Origin of the sequence: Streptomyces nojiriensis, from assembly GCF_017639205.1 — a bacterium.
Classification (GTDB): Bacteria; Actinomycetota; Actinomycetes; order Streptomycetales; family Streptomycetaceae; genus Streptomyces; species Streptomyces nojiriensis.
On the sequence record NZ_CP071139.1, the window covers coordinates 2015335 to 2033822 of the forward strand.

Below are 18488 nucleotides of genomic sequence, written 5' to 3' on the forward strand. Positions count from 1 at the left end.
CTCAGAGGACACAAGAGCATGAGCGACAACAGCCTGCGTCTGGTGTGGGTCTACCCGGACCTGCTGAGCACGTACGGAGACCAGGGCAACGCCCTCGTGGTGGAACGCCGGGCGCGCCAGCGCGGCCTGGACGTGCAGCGCGTGGACGTGCGCAGCGACCAGCCGATCCCCACCTCGGGCGACATCTATCTGATCGGCGGTGGCGAGGACCGGCCGCAGCGCCTGGCCGCGGAGCGCCTGCTGCGCGACGGCGGCCTGGAGCGGGCCGTCTCGAACGGGGCGATCGTCTTCTCCGTCTGCGCCGGGTACCAGATCCTCGGCAAGGAATTCGTCAACGACCAGGGCCAGCGCCAGGAGGGCCTCGGCCTGCTGGACGTCGTCACCGTGCGCGGTGAGGGCGAGCGGTGCGTCGGCGACGTCCTCGGGGACATCGACCCGCGCCTGGGCCTGCCGCAGCTGACGGGCTTCGAGAACCACCAGGGCGTGACCCACCTCGGCCCGACGGCCAAGGCGTTCGCCCGGGTGAGCATGGGCCGTGGCAACGGCACCGGTGACGGCACCGAAGGCGCGTACAACGACACGGTGTTCGGCACGTACATGCACGGTCCCGTGATGGCCCGCAACCCGCACATCGCGGACCTGCTGCTGAAGCTGGCCCTCGACGTGAACGCGCTGCCGGCCATAGACGACCGGTGGTACGAGGCGCTGCGCGCGGAGCGCATCGCCGCCGCGACGCAGCCCGCGTAGCGCCCCGCGGACCGCTCATCGGGGCGGCCCCCGCATCATGTGTTCGGCCCGGTTTTCCCTAGGGGGAACCGGGCCGACGTGGTTTCGCACGACGAGTACGACCAGCATGTGGAGGATGGTTCAGCCCACCTCTCCGACGCTTGTAGGGTGGCCGTAGTTCCAACCGGACGACGTGGTCCGGTCGTCGGCCCACGTTGCAAAGGTCCGTTCCTGCCATGCGCATAGGTGTGCTCACTTCCGGTGGCGACTGCCCCGGTCTCAACGCCGTCATCCGCTCCGTCGTGCACCGTGCCGTGGTCGACCACGGCGACGAGGTGATCGGCTTCCTCGACGGCTGGAAGGGCCTGCTGGAGGCGGACTACCGCAAGCTCGACCTCGACGCCGTCGGCGGCATCCTCGCCCGCGGCGGCACCATCCTCGGCTCCTCCCGGGTCCAGCCCGCGCACCTGCGCGACGGCGTGGAGCGCGCCCGCGGCCACGTCGCGGACCTCGGCCTCGACGCGATCATCCCGATCGGCGGCGAGGGCACCCTGAAGGCGGCGAACCTGCTCTCGCAGGCCGGTCTGCCCATCGTCGGCGTCCCGAAGACCATCGACAACGACATCGCCTCGACGGACGTCACCTTCGGCTTCGACACCGCCGTCGGGGTGGCCACGGAGGCGCTGGACCGGCTGAAGACCACCGCCGAGTCCCACCAGCGCGTGATGGTCGTCGAGGTCATGGGCCGCCACACGGGCTGGATCGCCCTGCACTCGGGCATGGCGGCCGGCGCGCACGCGATCGTCGTGCCGGAGCGCCCCTTCGACATCGAGCAGCTGACGGAGATCGTCGGCGAGCGCTTCTCCGCGGGCAAGCGGTTCGCGATCGTCGTGGTCGCCGAGGGCGCCAAGCCGCGCCCCGGGTCGATGGACCTGGAGGAGGGCGGCGTCGACATGTACGGGCACGAGCGGTTCGCCGGCATCGGCAACCGCCTCGCCGTGGAGCTGGAGCACCGTCTGGGCAAGGAGGCCCGGCCGGTGATCCTGGGCCACGTCCAGCGCGGCGGCACGCCCACCGCGTACGACCGGGTCCTCGCCACCCGCTTCGGCTGGCACGCGGTGGAGGCGGCGCACCGGGGCGAGTTCGGCATGCTGACCGCGCTGCGCGGGACGGACATCGTGATGGTGCCGCTCGCCGAGGCGACCTCGACCCTCAAGACCGTTCCGGCCGACCGCTACGACGAGGCGCAGACGGTTCTCTGACGTCCCTTTTGTACGCCCCTTCTATCCTGGGCCGCCCCCGCGCGCAAGAGCGTACGGGGGCGGCATTACTGTGGTGGGGCATCACGGTCAAGGGAGTGAACAGATGGATCACAGCGGGCACGGCATGGACATGCACATGGACATGGACCTGCCGCCGTTCACTCTCGGGCGCGGGCTGGAGTTCTCCTTCGACTCCTTCTTCCTGATCGCCTCACTGGTCGGGCTCGCCCTGTACGGGTGGGGCGTGCTGCGGCTGCGCCGGCGCGGGGACTCCTGGCCGCTGGGCCGGACCATCGCCTTCACCGTGGGCGTGCTCACCGTGATCCTCGTGATGTGCACCAAGCTGAACGACTACGGCATGGTCATGTTCAGCGTGCACATGGTCCAGCACATGGTGATCAGCATGGTCACCCCGATCCTGGTGCTGCTGGGAGCCCCGGTGACGCTGGCGCTGCGTGCGCTGCCGCCCGCCGCCCGCGGTAGCAAGGGGCCGCGCGAGCTGCTGCTGATGCTGCTGCACAGCCGGTACATGAAGGTGATCACCCACCCGGCCTTCACGATCCCGATGTTCATCGCGAGCCTCTACGCCCTGTACTTCACCCCGCTCTTCGACTTCCTGATGGAGAGCCGGACCGGGCACATCGCGATGATGGTCCACTTCCTCGCGGTGGGTCTCATCTTCTTCTGGCCGATCATGGGCATCGACCCGGGTCCGCACCGGCCGGGCTACGTGATGCGGATGCTGGAACTCTTCGCGGGCATGCCCTTCCACGCCTTCTTCGGCATCGCCCTGATGATGGCGAGCCAGCCGATGATCAAGACGTACGCGAACCCGCCGGCGTCCCTCGGCATCGACCCCCTGCTCGACCAGCAGTGGGGCGGCGGCATCGCCTGGGCCTTCAGCGAGATCCCCTCGGTGCTGGTCCTGATCGCCCTCGTCTACCAGTGGTACCACTCCGAGCAGCGGGCCGCGCGGCGGTCCGACCGGGCCGAGGACCGCAACGGCGACAAGGAGCTGGCGGCCTACAACGCGTATCTCGCCTCGCTCCGCGCGCGTGGCCAGTAGCGCGACACCACCTTCCGGCGCCACCATGGGGCATGACCGGATCCGTTAAGGCGATGGCCGTCATGACCTTCGCCGCTCTGGTGGCCGTCGCCACGTATTCCGTGGCCCTCGGCAGCAACGGCTGGCTGTGGTTCGGCTGGGTGGTGCTGGGGCTGTTGACCGCCGGCATGGCCGCCACGCGCAATGTCTGAGCAAGGTCCCGTCCGCCCCCTGCACCCCGTGGCTCACCGTCCGTAAAATGGCTGTGACAACGGGATATCGACAGGAGCGGCCTGGTGTTCTACCACTTGCTCAAGCACGTGTTGCTCGGCCCCCTGCTGCGGCTGCTGTTCAGACCCCGGATCGAGGGTCTGGAGAACATCCCGGCCGAGGGTGCGGCCATCGTCGCGGGCAATCACCTGTCCTTCTCCGACCACTTCCTGATGCCCGCCATCCTCAAGCGGCGGATCACCTTCCTGGCGAAGGCCGAGTACTTCACCGGCCCCGGGGTCAAGGGCCGGCTCACCGCCGCCTTCTTCCGCAGCGCCGGGCAGATCCCCGTGGACCGCTCGGGCAAGGACGCCGGGCAGGCCGCCTTGCGCGAGGGGCTGGCCGTCCTGGCCAAGGACGAGCTGCTGGGCATCTACCCGGAGGGGACGCGCTCGCACGACGGCCGGCTCTACAAGGGCAAGGTGGGTGTCGCGGCGATGGCGCTGGGTGCCCGGGTGCCCGTGGTGCCCTGCGCGATGGTCGGCACCTTCGAGATCCAGCCGCCCGGGAAGAAGATCCCGAAGATCCGGCGGGTGACGATCCGCTTCGGCGAGCCGATGGACTTCTCCCGCTACGCAGGCATGGAGGGCGAGCGGGCGGTCCTGCGGGCGGTCACCGACGAGATCATGTACGCGATCCTCGGACTGTCCGGCCAGGAGTACGTCGACCGGTACGCGGCCGAGGTCAAGGCCGAGGAGGAGGAAGCGCGGAAGAAGGCCCGGCGCACCGCGCGCTGAGCCTTCTCCCGCTCGCTCCCGCCGTCCCTTAACGGACGGCCGGGAGCTCCTCCGGCGCCGGAAGGACCGAGGACTCGGCCGGCGCGTCGGAGGACAGGGACTTCGCCGCGGCCGGAGCCGGGGCCACCGGGGTGGCGTGCGGCGCGCACGTCACGTCCTTGGCGTCGACCTTGCCGGTGAGCAGGTAGGCGTCCACCCGGGTGTTGATGCAGGGGTTCAGCAGGCTGGTGACACCGTGCGAGCCCGCGCTCTTCTCGGTGATCAGCCGCGAGCCCGCGAGGCGGCGGTGCAGCTCGACCGCGCCCTTGTACGGCGTGGCCGCGTCCCGCTCGGACTGGACGATCAGTACGGGCGGCAGCCCGTGCTTGGCGCCGACCGCGATCGGGGTGCTCTGCTTGGCCTTCCAGGTCGCGCAGGGAAGGTTCATCCACGCGTTGGACCAGGTCAGGAACGGGTACTTCTGGTGCAGCTTGCTGTTGTCCCGGTCCCACTTGGACCAGCTGGTGGGCCACTTCGCGTCGGCGCACTCGACGGCGGTGTAGACGGCGTTGCCGTTCTCCGACGCCGCGTTGCCCTTGATGTCCGTCATGTCCGGGGCGATGGCGTCGATCAGCGCCTGCTCGTCACCGGCCGCCCAGGCCGCGAAGGTCTGGGCGACGGGCACCCAGGAGGAGTCGTAGTACGGGGCGCCCTGGAAGAAGCCGATGAGCTCGGCCGGTCCGACGATCCCGCCGAGCGGCTTGGCCTTGGCCTTGGCGCGCAGCTCCTGCCACTTGGCCTCGACCTTGGCGCGGGTGTCGCCGAGGTGGAAGACGGCGTCGTTCTTGGCGACCCAGTCCTGCCAGTCGTTCCAGCGCATCTGGAAGGAGACGTCCTGGCCGAGGTTGGCCTCGTACCAGATGTTGTCCTGCGACGGGTCCACCACGCTGTCGACGATCATGCGGCGCACGTGGGCCGGGAAGAGGGTCGCGTAGACCCCGCCCAGGTAGGTGCCGTAGGAGACGCCGAGGTAGTTCAGCTTCTTCTCGCCGAGGCCGGCCCGGATCACGTCGAGGTCGCGCGCGGTGTTCGGCGTGGTCATGTGCGGCAGCATCTCGCCGCTGCGCTCCTTGCAGCCGTCCGCGTACTCGGCGGCGAGCTTGCGCTGGGCGCGCTTGTCGGCCTCGGAGTCCGGGACCGGGTCGGCCTTGGGGGCCTTGACGAACTCCTGCGGGTCGATGCAGGAGATCGGCGCGGAGTGGCCGACGCCGCGGGGGTCGAAGCCCACGAAGTCGTAGGCCTTGGAGGTGTTGACCCACAGCGGGCTCTTGGTGGTGACCCGGCGCGGGAAGCGCATGCCGGAACCACCGGGGCCGCCGGGGTTGTAGACGAGCGCGCCCTGGCGCTCCTCCTTGGTCCCCGTGCTGCCGATGCGGTCGACGGCGATGTCGATGGTCTTGCCGTACGGCTTCGCGTAGTCGAGCGGGACCTTCACCCATCCGCACTGGATGGGCTTCTCGAAGCCCCAGTCCGCCGGGCAGTCCTTCCAGTCGATGCCGGTACGGGCGGCGCGGGCGGCGGCGATCTGGACGCCCAGTGCCTCCGGGAGCCTGCCGTCGCTGCCGGCGGAGGCCGCCGCGGCCGGCGGGGCCAGCAGCAGGCTCGCCGCGAGTGTGCCGGTGATCAGTGTGGCGGCGCTCCCCAGCGCCGCGTTGCGTATCACGTGGTTGTTCCCCCTGCGTCAGGTACCGCCGTGGGCGGCCGGGTTGGTCGGGTTCGGTCGTCGGCGTGCAGGGGGATCCTGTCGTCTGACCGGGACCCGGCGACAGGTCCCGATCGACTTCTTTGCCAACCCGATAACCGGAAAGGCGTGTACCGCTGAGCGGTGCCTGATGCGTCCCGCTTTCACCACCCGTAGCTGTGGCAGGCCTCGTCGAGCAGCTCGCGCACGAGCAGGGCGTCCGCGGCCAGGACCGTCACCAGGACGGCCGGGCCGGCCAGCGGCGTCACCGCGGCGAACTCCCCCAGGACCGCCGCGGCGGGTGGATCCTCGGCGAAGGCGGGGTCCACGACGAGGAGTTGGCCGAGCGCCCGGTGCCCGGCCAGGCCCGCCGGGCCGTCCCAGCCACCGGGCGCGCCGGGGCCGCAGGCGAGCTCCTGGTCCAGCAGCGGGCGGCCCCCGCGGTCGACGGTCAGGCGGCTGCGCAGCAGGCCCGGAACCTCCCCGGTGCGGCCCAGTACCTGCTCCTCGCGCAGCACCAGCCGTGCCGTGGGGGCGAGTCGGACCCGGGTGCGCACCCGCAGGTCGCTGCCGCGCACCGAGACCAGCGGCTCGGGCAGCCACCGCACGGACGCCCCGTCCTCCAGGACGAGGTGTACGTCGTAGCGCGCGGGCTCGCCGGTCCGGCCGGGCAGGGCCAGGGTGGCCGCGGCCGAGGCGAGGGTGAGCCGCGCCCCGGGCCCGGCGGTGGCCTCGACGGTGAGGTGGTCCCCGCCGAGCGGGGCGCTCATCGCGCCGACCAGCATGACCCCGGCGTCGGCGCCCGACGCCGAGCGGGTGCGGCGCAGTGCGAGCGGTCCCTCCCCGGCGAGCAGCGGCAGGGCGGTGCCGCCCCGTCCGTCGGCGACGGCGTGGATGCGGGCGGTGGCGCGCAGGCCCGCCGGGGGCATCGCGGGCGTGACCGGCACGGAGGATGCCGGGACCGGCGTGGGCGCCGGCGCCGTGTCGGTGGCGCTCGCGCCGCTCATCGCGAGGACCAGGCGGCGATCCGCTCGCGCACCCAGGCGGCCACCGGGGCGACCCCCTCCGGGCCGCGCAGCGACTGGAAGGCGACGGGGAGTTCGCCGCGCTGGGCGGCGGCGTCGCGGGCCATCCGGTCGAGGTCGGAGCCGACGTGGGGGGCGAGGTCGGTCTTGTTGACGACGAGGAGGTCCGCGGTGGTGACGCCGGGGCCGCCCTTGCGCGGGATGTCGTCCCCGCCGGCCACGTCGATGACGAAGATCTGGGCGTCGACGAGTCCGCGGGAGAAGGTCGCGGTGAGGTTGTCCCCGCCGGACTCGACGAGGATCAGGTCCAGTCGGCCGTTCTCCCGGAAGGCGTCCTCCAGTTCCTCCACGGCCTCCAGGTTGGCGGAGATGTCGTCGCGGATGGCGGTGTGCGGGCAGGCCCCGGTCTCGACGGCGGTGATCCGCTCGGGCGGCAGGACTGCCTCGCGGAGCAGGAACTCGGCGTCCTCGCGGGTGTAGATGTCGTTGGTGACGACGGCCATGGACAGTTCGGTGCGCAGCGCGCGGCACAGGGCGGCGACGGTGGCGGTCTTGCCGGAGCCGACGGGTCCGCCGAGTCCGATGCGCAGGGCCCGCCGGGTGCCGTCGGGCCGCAGGGGGGCGGCGCTGTGGGTGTGCCGGTGGGGATAGGCGACGGCGTGGTCGAGGTGCATGGGGGGTGTCTCCTTCAGGGATCAGGAAGCGAAGAGCCGGACCGGCCAGTCGGCATGGACCTCCGCCGAGATGTCCAGCAGCGGCGAGGAGGCCGCCGGCAGCGCGTCGGGGCCCTGGGAGCGGGCCCGCAGCGCGGCCCGCTCCGCCCGGGCCGCGACGGCGTCCAGCTCGGGGGCGAGCCGGGCCAGTACCCCGCTCGCCTCGAAGGGGTCCAGGCCCAGCAGCCGTACGGTCGCGGTGGCGGGTCCGCCGACGCTCTCGTACGCCGCCACGTGCGCGGCGTCCCCGGGCCCGAGCCCGGCCGCCCGGGCGGTGACGCCGAGCACCACGGGCTGGTGGGCCCCGCGGGGGAACGCCGCGGCCAGGGCTTCCAGTTCGGCGGCGGGCCAGGTGGCCCGGGCGGCGCGCAGCAGCTGCCGCCCGAGCCGCCGGGCCGCGGTGCGCAGCGCCGGCGAGGGGGTGCGGGCGTCGGCGGCGGCGTCGAGCACGGCCGGGTCGAGCCCGAGGGCGGCGGCCGCGGCGAGCGCGGCGGCGGTGAGGCCGGCGGTGTGCAGCCGGCCCCGGCAGAAGTCCTCCAGGGTGGCGGCGTCATGGATCCGGCCCGCCTTGCAGGCGGCCTCGGCCCCGCCGGAGTGGGCGTGCCCTCCGGCGGGGAAGCGGCCGTCGGCGAGGACGAGCAGCGCGGCGCGGCTCATCGGCAAGGACCTCGTCTCAGAACAGGAAGTAGCGCTGGGCCATGGGCAGTTCCACCGCGGGCGCCGGTTCCACGGCCTCCCCGTCGATGGTGACCGTGAAGGTGTCGGCGTCGACCTCGACCCTGGGCATGGCGTCGTTGTTGCGCATGTCGGCCTTGCTCAGCTTGCGGGTGCCCTCGATGGCCACGAACTGCTTGCCGAGTCCCAGCCGTTCGGGCAGTCCGTCGTCGAGCGCGGCCTGCGCGGTGAAGTTCAGGGAGTTGAGGCCGGGCGCGCGGCCGTGGCTGCCGAACATGGGCCGGGGCAGGACGGGCTGCGGGGTGGGGATGGAGGCGTTGGCGTCGCCCATCTGCGCGTAGGCGATCTGGCCGCCCTTGATGACGAGTTCGGGCTTGACCCCGAAGAAGGCCGGGTTCCACAGCACCAGGTCCGCGAGTTTGCCGGTCTCGACCGAGCCGATCTCGCGGGCGAGCCCCTGGGCCACCGCGGGGTTGATCGTGTACTTGGCGACGTAGCGGCGGGCCCGGTGGTTGTCGGCGGGCCCGTCGCCGGGGAGGAAGCCGCGCCGCTTCTTCATCACGTGGGCGGTCTGCCAGGTGCGCAGCACGACCTCGCCGACCCGGCCCATGGCCTGGGAGTCGGAGGAGATGATGGAGATGGCTCCGAGGTCGTGGAGTACGTCCTCGGCCGCTATGGTCGAGGGCCGGATCCGCGATTCGGCGAAGGCGAGGTCCTCGGGGACGGCCGGGTTGAGGTGGTGGCAGACCATCAGCATGTCGAGGTGCTCCTCGACGGTGTTGACGGTGTGCGGCCGGGTGGGGTTCGTGGAGCTGGGCAGGACGTTCGGCTCGGAGACCACGGTGATGATGTCGGGTGCGTGCCCGCCGCCCGCGCCCTCGGTGTGGTACGAGTGGATGGTCCGCCCGGCGATGGCGGCGAGGGTGTCGGCGACGAACCCGGCCTCGTTGAGCGTGTCGGTGTGGATGGCGACCTGGGCGCCGGTCTCCTCGCACACCGAGAGGCAGGCGTCGATGACGGCGGGGGTGGCCCCCCAGTCCTCGTGGATCTTGAATCCGAGGGCGCCGCCGCGCAGTTGGGAGTGCATCCCCTCGCGGGACATGGTGTTGCCCTTGCCGAGCAGGCCGATGTTGACCGGGTAGGCCTCCAGGGCCGCGAACATCCGGGCCAGGTGCCAGGGCCCGGGGGTGACGGTGGTGGCCTTGCTGCCTTCGGCCGGTCCGGTCCCGCCGCCGACGAGGGTGGTGATCCCGGAGGCGAGCGCCTCCTCGATGACCGTCGGGGAGATGAAGTGCACGTGGGCGTCGATGGCACCGGCGGTGACGATCTTCCCGTTACCGGCGATGATCTCGGTCTCGGGACCGATGACCAGTGCGGGGTCGACCCCGTCCATGGTGTCGGGGTTGCCGGCCTTGCCGATGCCGCAGATCCGGCCGTCGCGGATGCCGAGGTCGGCCTTGACGATGCCCCAGTGGTCGAGGACGACGACCCCGGTGATCACGGTGTCGGGGGCGCCCTCGGCCCGGGTGGTGCGGGCCTGCCCCATGGATTCGCGGATCACCTTGCCACCGCCGAAGACGGCCTCGTCGCCGGCGCGCCCGGGGCCGCCGCTGAGGTCCTGCTCGATCTCGACGAAGAGGTCGGTGTCGGCGAGCCGGATCCGGTCGCCGGCGGTCGGCCCGAAGAGGTCGGCGTACACCTGGCGGGAGAGCTCAGCCATCGAGCGGCCCTCCGGTCTCGCCGCGCAGCCCGGGTACGGTGCGCAGGCCCGCCAGCGGTACGAGTTCCACCGCGACCGGGATGCCCGGTTCGAAGCGGACGGCCGTCCCGGCGGCGACGTTGAGCCGGAGCCCGCGGGCGGCGGAGCGGTCGAAGTCGAGGCCGGGGTTGGCTTCGGCGAAGTGGTAGTGGGAGCCGACCTGGACGGGCCGGTCGGCCGCGTTGAGCACGGTGAGACGGGTGACGGGACGGCCCTCGTTGAGGGGTACCGGGCCGTCCCCGTAGGCGATTTCGCCGGGGATCATGCGGGGGTACTCCGTTTCAGACGATCGGGTCGTGGACCGTGACGAGTTTGGTGCCGTCCGGGAAGGTCGCTTCGACCTGGACGTCGTGGATCATCTCGGGGATCCCCTCCATGACCTCCTCGCGGGTCAGGACGGTGCGGCCCGAGGCCATCAGCTCCGCCACGGTCCGGCCGTCGCGGGCCCCTTCCAGGAGGTGCGACGTGATCAGCGCGATCGCCTCCGGATGGTTGAGGCGGACTCCGCGCGCCCTCCGCTTCTCGGCCACGTCGGCGGCCACGTGGATGAGCAGTCTCTCCTGCTCGTGCGGTGTCAGTTGCACTCGTATCACCAAGCTTCCGGGACAAGATCAACAAGGAGCGGGGCGACCCTACCGGCCTTCAACACTTTGTTGACCTGCGCATATCCGAACCAAGCATCTCTTGCCCAACACTGGGAAAGGCTTTCCGCCCCGACCACCGCCGCTTTACCGGATCATGGATGATCGTTGGCGGTCGAACCTGGCCGCCACGCTAAGCGCTGCGCTTTTCCGCCGAGTTAACCCACGTTTCGGGCAGGTACCCGGTTCAACTCCGGTGCCCGACGGGCCCGACTCCGTATACGGCTCCGCGCACGCATCCCCATCGAGGAGACAGATGTTCATCAATCCCGTCCGGCACATCACCTTCGACGCCCTCGACCCCTACCGGGTCGCCGAGTTCTGGGCCGCGGTGACCGGTTTCACGATGCATCCCGACGACGTGGAAGGGGACGACGAGGTCCTGCTGGAACCCGGGCAGCCCGGTGTGCCGGGGCTGCTGTTCATCCGGGTCCCGGACGGCAAGTCGGGCAAGAACCGGGTCCACTTGGACATCCAGCCGCCGACCGGCACCCGGGACGAGACCGTCGAGCGCCTGATCGGGCTCGGCGCGAAGCTCGTGGACGACCGCCGCGCCGCGGACGGTGTCGCGGGCTGGGTCGTGCTCGCCGACCCCGAGGGCAACGAGCTGTGCATCGAGCGCAGCGCGGGCGAACGCGGCCTCGCCTGAGTCGAGTCCGAGTCCGGGTCGGGGTCCGGGTCTGCGGCCGGGCCCGAGCCGGGCTCGAGTCCAGGTCCCGGGCCCGGGCCCGGGTGCCGCGCTTGCTCCGGCAGGTCAGCGGCCGGTGGCGCTCCGCGCCGGGGCCCCGACGCTCCAGGGCAGTGCGATCCACACCGTCTTGCCGCCGTCCTCGGTCGGGGTGACCGAGAGCCTGCCGCCCGCCTCCGCCGCCAGCCAGCGGATGATGACCATGCCCCGGCCGTTGTCCTGCTGGACGGCGGCCGGGAGCCTCCTGGGCCAGCGCGGGTGGCTGTCCGTCACCCCGACGCGCAACCACTCCTGGCGCTCCAGCCGGACGTCGACGGTGAAGGTGGGCGACTGGCCGAAAGTGTGCTGTACGGCGTTGGTGGCGAGCTCGGAGACGATCAGGCGGACGCTGTCGGCGGTGTCGGCGTCATCGGGGAGTCCCCACTCGCCCAGCACCTCCGCGACATAGCGTCGGGCAGTGGCGACCGAGGCGGGATCGCTCGGCAGAGTAACGGATGCTTCCTGGTGATCTGCCATGGCGACGGTCCCTTTCCCACCGGGGCGAAAAGCCCCGGATCTGTGCTGGACGCCAGAGTGCCACTCATCGTGCCGTCACATCCGGCTTTCCCCCAAGAGATGCATATATCTGTCGCCCAATGCGGTGAACTCTGCTACGGAAGAGCTTATTTGAACGGCAAACTGGTGCGAGGTGTGCCGGTGGAAGGAGGCGGGTGTGCAGCACGGTCCCGCGGTGCGCCGACGCAAGCTCGGCGAGGAACTGCGTGCCCTGCGTGACCGGTCCGGTCTCACCAGTGGTGAGGCGGCCCGGATCATGGGATGGCACCAGTCGAAAATCAGCCGCATCGAGACAGGCCGCAGCGGCGTGAAGCCGGAGGACATCCGGCTCCTCCTCGACGCCTACGGGGAGATCGTGAGCCCGGAGCAACGGGCGCTGCTGGAGGCGCTGTCGGTCTCGGCCGCCGGCCCCGGCCCGGCGGGCGACACCGGGCGCGGCCGCCAGTGGTGGCACGACTACCGGGGGCTGCTGCCGCAGGAGTACCGGGACTTCATCAGCCTGGAGGCGGGGGCCAGGTCGGCCCGTACCGTGGAGCTGTCCGTGGTGCCGGGGCTGCTGCAGACCCCCGGGTACGCGAGGGCGGTGACCCGGGCCGCGCTGGGCGGGCTGCCGGAGCCGAAGGTGGACGCGCTGGTCGACGTACGGCTGGCCCGGCAGTCGGTGCTGCGGGCCGATCCCCCGCTGGAGCTGAGCGCCGTACTGGACGAGGCGGTGCTGCGCCGGCAGATCGGCGGGCCCGGGGTGATGGCCGAGCAATTGCGGCACCTGGCGGTGGTGTCGAAGCTGCCTCAAGTACGCCTTCAGGTACTGCCGTTCAGCGTCGGAGGGCATCTCGGCCTGACCGGACCGTTCGTGATTTTTTCATTTCCGGACATCGCCGATCTGGATGTGGTGGTACTCGACCATTTGACGAGTAGCCTCTATCTGGAGCGGAAGGAAGACCTTGAGGCGTACGGCGCCGCGTTCCGCACCATCCAGGCGCACGCCCTCCCGCCCCAGGACTCGTCGGATCTCATCAGCTCACTCGCTGACGACGCGTAAGGAGGCACCCCCGTGTCCGCAACCCCCTTATCCAACAGCGGACTTCTGAGCAGCGCGCGGTGGCGGCGGAGCAGCCGCAGCACCGGAATGAACAACTGCGTGGAAGCGGCCGTCCTGGACGGCGGTCTGCTGGCCGTCCGTGACTCCAAGCGGACGGACGGCCCGGCCGTGCTCTTCACCGGGCCCGCCTGGACCGGCTTCCTCGCCTCGGTAGGGGCTGACGCGCCCGCGTAGCCCCACCCGGAAACACCCGGGGCCCCGGCCGCTACGGCCTACCGGCCCCGGCCGTCCGCGGCTCCCGCGGGTGCGGTCGCCAGGATCGTCGCCACCGCCCGATCGATCTCGTCCCCCGTGAGATCGGCCCGGGCGGTCAGCCGCAGCCGGGAGATGCCGTCCGGCACCGACGGCGGACGGAAGCACCCCACGGACAGACCTGCCTCGCGGCAGTCGGCGGCCCAGCGCAGTGCCGCCGATGCCGACGGGGCCCGTACCGACACCACGGCCGCGTCCGGCCGGGCCGCGGTCAGGCCGGACGCGGTGAGTCGCCCGTACAGCTGGGCGGCCACCTCGCGGGCGCGGTCCGCGCGCTCCGGTTCCCGCCCGAGCAGGCGCAGGCTCGCCAGCGCCGCCCCGGCGGCCGCCGGGGCCAGTCCGGTGTCGAAGATGAAGGTGCGCGCGGTGTTGACCAGGTGCCTGATCACCCTGGCCGGGCCGAGCACGGCTCCGCCCTGGCTGCCCAGGGACTTCGAGAGCGTCAGGGTGGCGACCACGTACGGCGCGCCCGCGAGCCCGGCCGCCTGCAGCGCGCCCCGGCCACCCTCGCCCAGCACGCCCAGCCCGTGGGCGTCGTCGACGACCAGGGCGGCGCCCTCGTCCCGGCAGGCGGCGGCGTACTCGGCCAGCGGGGCGGCGTCCCCGTCCACGGAGAACACGGAGTCGCTGACCAGCAGCGCGCGGCCCTCGTACGCGGCGAGCGTCTTGCGTGCGGTGTCCGGGTCGGCGTGCGGGACCACGGCCGTCTCGGCGCGCGAGAGCCGGCAGCCGTCGACGATCGAGGCGTGGTTCCCGGCGTCGGACACGACCAGCGTGCCGCGGCCGCTGAGCGCGGTGACGGCGGCGAGGTTGGCCGCGTAGCCGGAGGACAGAACGAGCGCGGCCTCGAAACCGCAGAAGGCGGCGAGCTCCCGCTCCAGCTCGGCGTGGAGCTCGGTCGTACCCGTCACCAGCCGCGAACCGGTGGCTCCGGCGCCCCAGCGCTCGGCCGCCTCCTGCGCTCCCCGGACGGTCTCGGGGTGCCGGGACAGACCGAGGTAGTCGTTGCTCGCCAGGTCCAACAGCGGCGACACCGGCGGCCGGGGACGCAGGGTGCGCACGAGGCCGGCCTCCTCCCGCGCGCGCTCCGCGTCGTCGATCCACCCGAAGACGTCCACCGGGTCGGGAGTGAGCTCGGGCATCGGCACGTCCTCGTGTTTTGTCGGCAGTCCACAGACCTGCCCCGACCCTAGCTCGCGTGACCGCTGCGCCAGGTGTGGTGATACACACACACCCATCCGGCCATGTTGTGCGATCTCTCCTTGGCCGGGAGCGGGGGTGTGGTCCAGGATCGGGTTCATGGACCTGCTGAACACCCTGGTGGACAAGGGGCTGCGGCGAGAGCTGCCGACCCGCGAAGAAGCACTCGCCGTACTGGCGACTTCTGACGACGAACTGCTCGACGTGGTGGCCGCGGCCGGCAAGGTGCGCCGCCAGTGGTTCGGCCGTCGGGTGAAGCTGAACTACCTGGTCAACCTGAAGTCGGGCCTGTGCCCGGAGGACTGCTCCTACTGTTCCCAGCGCCTGGGGTCGACGGCCGGCATCCTCAAGTACACGTGGCTCAAGCCCGAAGAGGCCTCCCAGGCGGCCGCCGCCGGTGTCGCGGGCGGCGCGAAGCGGGTCTGCCTGGTCGCGAGCGGCCGCGGGCCGACGGACCGGGACGTGGACCGCGTCGGCAAGACGATCGCGGCGATCAAGGAGCAGAACGAGGGCGTCGAGGTCTGCGCGTGCCTCGGCCTGCTCTCGGACGGCCAGGCGGAGCGGCTGCGGGACGCGGGCGCGGACGCCTACAACCACAACCTCAACACCTCCGAGGCGACGTACGGGCAGATCACCAAGACCCACACCTACGCGGACCGCGTCGACACCGTGCAGAAGGCGCACGGCGCCGGTCTGTCCGCGTGCTCCGGTCTGATCGCGGGTATGGGCGAGAGCGACGAGGACCTGGTCGACGTCGTCTTCTCGCTGCGCGAGCTGGACGCCGACTCGGTGCCGGTCAACTTCCTGATCCCGTTCGAGGGCACGCCGCTGGCCAAGGAGTGGAACCTCACCCCGCAGCGCTGCCTTCGCATCCTGGCGATGGCGCGGTTCGTCTGCCCCGACGTCGAGGTCCGCCTCGCCGGCGGGCGCGAGGTGCACCTGCGCTCGATGCAGCCGCTGGCCCTGCACATCGTCAACTCGATCTTCCTCGGCGACTACCTGACCAGTGAGGGCCAGGCCGGTCAGGCCGACCTCGACATGATCGCGGACGCCGGTTTCGAGGTGGAGGGCGCCGGTACGTCGACCCTTCCCGCGCACCGCTCCGACGTCGCGGCCGCCGCCACCGGCGGGGGCTGCGGTTCGAACGGCGGCGCCTCGCTCTGCGGTTCGGGCGCGCCGGCCGCCGAGGGCGAAGCCGCGGGCTGCGGCTCCGCGTGCGGCGGCTGCTCCGGCCACGCGCCGGCGGACCAGACGCCCGTACCGGTCCAGGCCGAGGCCGGCGAGGTCCGCCCGGAGCTGGTGGCGGTCCGCCGACGCGGCGCGGGGACGGACATCGCCCCCAATGCCTGATCAGCTCGGCCCCCTGTCGGCCGGCGCGGAACTGCTCGCGCTGGACCGGCAGCACGTCTGGCACCCGTACGGCCCGATGCCCGGGCGGCAGGAGCCACTGATCATCGCCTCCGCCTCGGGGGTGCGGCTGCGGCTCGCCGACCCGTCCCAGGGACACGGTCACGAAGAGCTGGTCGACGGCATGTCCTCCTGGTGGTCGGCCATCCACGGCTACAACCACCCGGTGCTCAACGAGGCCGCCACCGCGCAGCTGGGCCGGATGTCACACGTGATGTTCGGCGGGCTCACCCATGAGCCCGCCGTCCGGCTCGCCGCCAAGCTCGTCGAGATCACCCCGCCGGGGCTGGAGCACGTCTTCCTCTCCGACTCGGGCTCGGTGTCCGTCGAGGTCGCGGTCAAGATGTGCCTGCAGTACTGGCGTTCGCTGGGTCACACGGGCAAGACCCGGCTGCTGACCTGGCGCGGCGGCTACCACGGGGACACCTGGCAGCCGATGGCGGTCTGCGACCCCGACGGCGGGATGCACGAGCTGTGGCAGGGCCACCTGCCGCGGCAGGTCTTCGCGGACGCGCCGCCCGCCGGTTTCGACACGCCCGTGGACCCGGCGTACGCCGACCACCTGCGCGCCACGGTCTCCGCGCACGCGCACGAGCTGGCCGCGGTCATCGTGGAGCCGGTGGTGCAGGGGGCGGGCGGCATGCGCTTCCACCACCCCGGCTACCTGCGGGTGCTGCGCGAGCTGTGCGACGAGTACGGGGTCCTGCTGATCCTGGACGAGATCGCCACGGGCTTCGGCCGTACGGGCGCGCTCTTCGCGGCCGACCACGCGGGGATCACCCCGGATGTGATGTGCCTGGGCAAGTCGCTGACCGGTGGCTACCTCACGCTGGCGGCGACCCTGTGCACGGAGCGGGTGGCGAGCGGCATCTCCCGGGGCGAGGTCCCGGTGCTGGCGCACGGGCCGACCTTCATGGGCAACCCGCTGGCCACGGCCGTGGCCCTGGCCTCCGTCGAGCTGCTGCTCGGCCAGGACTGGGCGACCGACGTCAAGCGGATCGAGGCGGGGCTGCGCGAGGGCCTGTCGGCCGCGGCCGACATCCCCGGGGTGAAGGACGTACGCGTCCTGGGCGCCATCGGCGTGGTCCAACTCGACCACGAGATCGACGTGGCGGCGGCCACCCGGGCGGCGGTGCGCGAGGGCGTGTGGGTGCGTCCGTTCCGGGACCTCGTCTATGTGATGCCGCCGTTCGTGACCGGCGACGAGGACGTGGACCGGATCTGCCGTGCGGTGTGCGCGGCGGCGCGGGAAGGCTGAGATGTCCGTACTGATGGTGTCCGGGACGGGCACCGAGATCGGCAAGACGGTGGTCACGTCGGCGATCGCGGCCGCCGCGGTGGCCGCCGGCCGCTCGGTGGCGGTGCTCAAGCCCGCGCAGACGGGTGTGGGCCCGCAGGAGCCGGGGGACGCGGCGGAGGCGGTCCGGCTGGCCGGTCCTTCCGTCACGGCGGTGGAACTGGCCCGCTATCCGGAGCCCTTGGCCCCGGACAGGGCGGCCCGCCGCTCGGGGCTGGCGACGCTGGCCCCGGCGCAGATCGCGGAGGCCGCGCAGCAGCTGTCGCTGGACCACGACCTGGTCCTGGTGGAGGGTGCGGGCGGACTGCTCGTCCGCTTCGACGAGGCGGGGAACACCCTGGCCGACGCGGCCCGCCTGCTCGGCGCGCCGACGCTGGTCGTCGCCCAGGCGGGGCTCGGCACGCTCAACTCCACCACCCTCACGGCGGAGGCCCTGCGGGCCCGGGAGCTGACCGCGCTGGGTGTGGTGGTCGGCAGCTGGCCGCAAAGCCCGGACCTCGCGGCGCGCTGCAACCTGGCGGACCTCACGAAGTCCTCGGGCCTGCCGTTGCTGGGCGCGGTCCCGGAGGGCTCGGGGACCCTCGCGCCTGACCGCTTCCGCGCGTCGGCCCCGTCCTGGCTGGCCCCGTCCCTGTCGGGCACGTGGTCGGCGGAGTCCTTCCTGTCCACCTGGACCCCGCCCCCCTTCACCCCGGCCAACCCCAGCCCCGCCCGGGCAAACCCCAGCCCCGCCGGCGATTGAGGCGCGGGGCCCGGGGCGGAGCCCCGAATCCTCGAAGTGCGGCCGCCCGACCACGGGCGGCCGCACCCACCGGCCGAGGCCCGGGCCCGGGCACGGGCACGGGCACGGGCCCGGGCACGGGCACGGGCCCGGGCACGGGCACGGGCACGGGCACGGGCACGGGCCCGGGCACGGGCACGGGCCCGGGCACGGGCACGGGCACGGGCACGGGCCCGGGCACGGGCACGGGCACCGGCGGCTAGCCGAGCGGCTTGACCCAGCGCGTCCACTGCTCCTGCGGCCGGTATCCCACCGCGTCCCACACCCGGTGCGCCCGCTCGTTGCGATCGAGCACCATCGCGTCCCCGCGCCGCCCGCCGAGCGCCACGAACCGCTCCTCGGCGGCGGCCAGCAGCGCGGCCCCGATCCCCTGCCTCCGGTACCCGGGGTGCACGGCGAGCCGGTAGAGGTGACAGCGCCATCCGTCGAACCCGGCGATCACCGTGCCGACGAGCTCCCCGTCACACCGGGCGAGCAGCAGCGCCTCGGGGTCGCGGTCGTGCAGCCTCTCGACCCCCGCGAGATCGTCGCTGATACTCGTTCCCTCCGCGGCGGTCTTCCAGAAGGCCAGGACCTCGCCCAGGTCGGCAGCCACCGCGGAGCCGATATGAAGATCAGTCATGGCCGAACCCC

The 18488-nt window shown here is 72.3% G+C and carries 21 protein-coding genes; 11 read left to right on the plus strand and 10 right to left on the minus strand.

The annotated features are described in order from the left end of the window. The first annotated feature begins 18 nt into the window (after positions 1 to 18). The 5 genes from JYK04_RS09405 to JYK04_RS09425 all read left to right on the plus strand — a co-directional run bounded on the left by JYK04_RS09405 (position 19) and on the right by JYK04_RS09425 (position 4040). The gene (locus JYK04_RS09405) at positions 19 to 747 is read left to right on the plus strand and encodes a type 1 glutamine amidotransferase (RefSeq protein WP_189746066.1); all 729 of its coding nucleotides are present in this window, start codon (positions 19 to 21) and stop codon (positions 745 to 747) included. 215 nt (positions 748 to 962) lie between these two features. Beyond that, the gene (locus JYK04_RS09410) at positions 963 to 1988 is read left to right on the plus strand and encodes a 6-phosphofructokinase (RefSeq protein ID WP_189746068.1); all 1026 of its coding nucleotides are present in this window, start codon (positions 963 to 965) and stop codon (positions 1986 to 1988) included. A 103-nt stretch (positions 1989 to 2091) separates the two neighbouring features. Beyond that, complete coding sequence (locus tag JYK04_RS09415; protein WP_189746070.1) at positions 2092 to 3054, plus strand: cytochrome c oxidase assembly protein; 963 nt, start codon at positions 2092 to 2094, stop codon at positions 3052 to 3054. Positions 3055 to 3086: 32 nt separating this feature from the next. Then, a complete protein-coding gene (locus JYK04_RS09420) occupies positions 3087 to 3245 on the plus strand; it encodes a hypothetical protein (protein ID WP_030010293.1) in 159 nt (52 codons plus the stop codon). An 84-nt stretch (positions 3246 to 3329) separates the two neighbouring features. Beyond that, positions 3330 to 4040, plus strand: coding sequence for a lysophospholipid acyltransferase family protein (locus JYK04_RS09425; RefSeq protein WP_189746072.1), 711 nt, complete (start codon positions 3330 to 3332; stop codon positions 4038 to 4040). A gap of 28 nt (positions 4041 to 4068) precedes the next feature. Here JYK04_RS09425 and JYK04_RS09430 read toward each other — a convergent pair whose 3' ends face one another. The 7 genes from JYK04_RS09430 to JYK04_RS09460 all read right to left on the minus strand — a co-directional run bounded on the left by JYK04_RS09430 (position 4069) and on the right by JYK04_RS09460 (position 10516). After that, positions 4069 to 5742, minus strand: coding sequence for an alpha/beta hydrolase (locus JYK04_RS09430; RefSeq protein WP_189746074.1), 1674 nt, complete (start codon positions 5740 to 5742; stop codon positions 4069 to 4071). Positions 5743 to 5924: 182 nt separating this feature from the next. After that, positions 5925 to 6689, minus strand: coding sequence for an urease accessory protein UreD (locus tag JYK04_RS09435; protein WP_189746247.1), 765 nt, complete (start codon positions 6687 to 6689; stop codon positions 5925 to 5927). Positions 6690 to 6763: 74 nt separating this feature from the next. Further along, positions 6764 to 7459 (minus strand): urease accessory protein UreG, encoded by a 696-nt coding sequence (gene ureG, locus JYK04_RS09440; protein WP_189746076.1) that lies wholly within the window; start codon positions 7457 to 7459, stop codon positions 6764 to 6766. Between the two features lie 21 nt (positions 7460 to 7480). Then, positions 7481 to 8155, minus strand: a complete 675-nt coding sequence (locus JYK04_RS09445; protein ID WP_189746078.1) for an urease accessory protein UreF — start codon at positions 8153 to 8155, stop codon at positions 7481 to 7483. Between the two features lie 16 nt (positions 8156 to 8171). After that, positions 8172 to 9893 (minus strand): urease subunit alpha, encoded by a 1722-nt coding sequence (locus tag JYK04_RS09450; RefSeq protein ID WP_189746081.1) that lies wholly within the window; start codon positions 9891 to 9893, stop codon positions 8172 to 8174. Further along, the gene (locus JYK04_RS09455; protein WP_189746087.1) at positions 9886 to 10197 is read right to left on the minus strand and encodes an urease subunit beta; all 312 of its coding nucleotides are present in this window, start codon (positions 10195 to 10197) and stop codon (positions 9886 to 9888) included. Before JYK04_RS09455 ends, JYK04_RS09450 begins: the two co-directional genes overlap by 8 nt. Positions 10198 to 10213: 16 nt before the next feature. Further along, entirely contained in the window at positions 10214 to 10516 is a 303-nt protein-coding gene (locus tag JYK04_RS09460) for an urease subunit gamma (protein ID WP_030011137.1), read from the minus strand. Between the two features lie 313 nt (positions 10517 to 10829). Between JYK04_RS09460 and JYK04_RS09465 the strand changes: the two genes are divergently transcribed. Further along, complete coding sequence (locus tag JYK04_RS09465) at positions 10830 to 11222, plus strand: VOC family protein (protein WP_189746089.1); 393 nt, start codon at positions 10830 to 10832, stop codon at positions 11220 to 11222. 105 nt (positions 11223 to 11327) lie between these two features. Here JYK04_RS09465 and JYK04_RS09470 read toward each other — a convergent pair whose 3' ends face one another. After that, positions 11328 to 11777 (minus strand): ATP-binding protein, encoded by a 450-nt coding sequence (locus tag JYK04_RS09470; protein WP_189746091.1) that lies wholly within the window; start codon positions 11775 to 11777, stop codon positions 11328 to 11330. Between the two features lie 196 nt (positions 11778 to 11973). Between JYK04_RS09470 and JYK04_RS09475 the strand changes: the two genes are divergently transcribed. Next, positions 11974 to 12858 (plus strand): helix-turn-helix domain-containing protein, encoded by an 885-nt coding sequence (locus JYK04_RS09475; RefSeq protein WP_189746093.1) that lies wholly within the window; start codon positions 11974 to 11976, stop codon positions 12856 to 12858. 12 nt (positions 12859 to 12870) lie between these two features. Then, entirely contained in the window at positions 12871 to 13092 is a 222-nt protein-coding gene (locus JYK04_RS09480; RefSeq protein WP_189746094.1) for a DUF397 domain-containing protein, read from the plus strand. Between the two features lie 38 nt (positions 13093 to 13130). Here JYK04_RS09480 and JYK04_RS09485 read toward each other — a convergent pair whose 3' ends face one another. After that, on the minus strand, positions 13131 to 14312 hold the full coding sequence (locus JYK04_RS09485) for an 8-amino-7-oxononanoate synthase (RefSeq protein WP_189746096.1): 1182 nt from the start codon (positions 14310 to 14312) through the stop codon (positions 13131 to 13133). Positions 14313 to 14469: 157 nt separating this feature from the next. On the opposite strand from JYK04_RS09485, the gene bioB reads away from it, so the two are divergent. The 3 genes from bioB to bioD are packed head-to-tail and all read left to right on the plus strand — an operon-like array spanning position 14470 to position 17816. After that, positions 14470 to 15720, plus strand: coding sequence for a biotin synthase BioB (gene bioB, locus JYK04_RS09490; protein ID WP_189746098.1), 1251 nt, complete (start codon positions 14470 to 14472; stop codon positions 15718 to 15720). Continuing rightward, positions 15713 to 17035 carry an adenosylmethionine--8-amino-7-oxononanoate transaminase gene (locus tag JYK04_RS09495; protein ID WP_189746100.1) on the plus strand — a complete coding sequence of 441 codons (1323 nt, stop codon included), beginning with the start codon at positions 15713 to 15715 and terminating at the stop codon, positions 17033 to 17035. The genes bioB and JYK04_RS09495 overlap by 8 nt, the downstream gene beginning before the upstream one ends. 1 nt (position 17036) lies before the next feature. Then, entirely contained in the window at positions 17037 to 17816 is a 780-nt protein-coding gene (gene bioD, locus JYK04_RS09500) for a dethiobiotin synthase (RefSeq protein WP_189746102.1), read from the plus strand. A 238-nt stretch (positions 17817 to 18054) separates the two neighbouring features. On the opposite strand, the gene JYK04_RS09505 is transcribed toward bioD, so the two are convergent. Then, a complete protein-coding gene (locus tag JYK04_RS09505; RefSeq protein ID WP_189746104.1) occupies positions 18055 to 18477 on the minus strand; it encodes a GNAT family N-acetyltransferase in 423 nt (140 codons plus the stop codon). Positions 18478 to 18488: the final 11 nt, after the last annotated feature.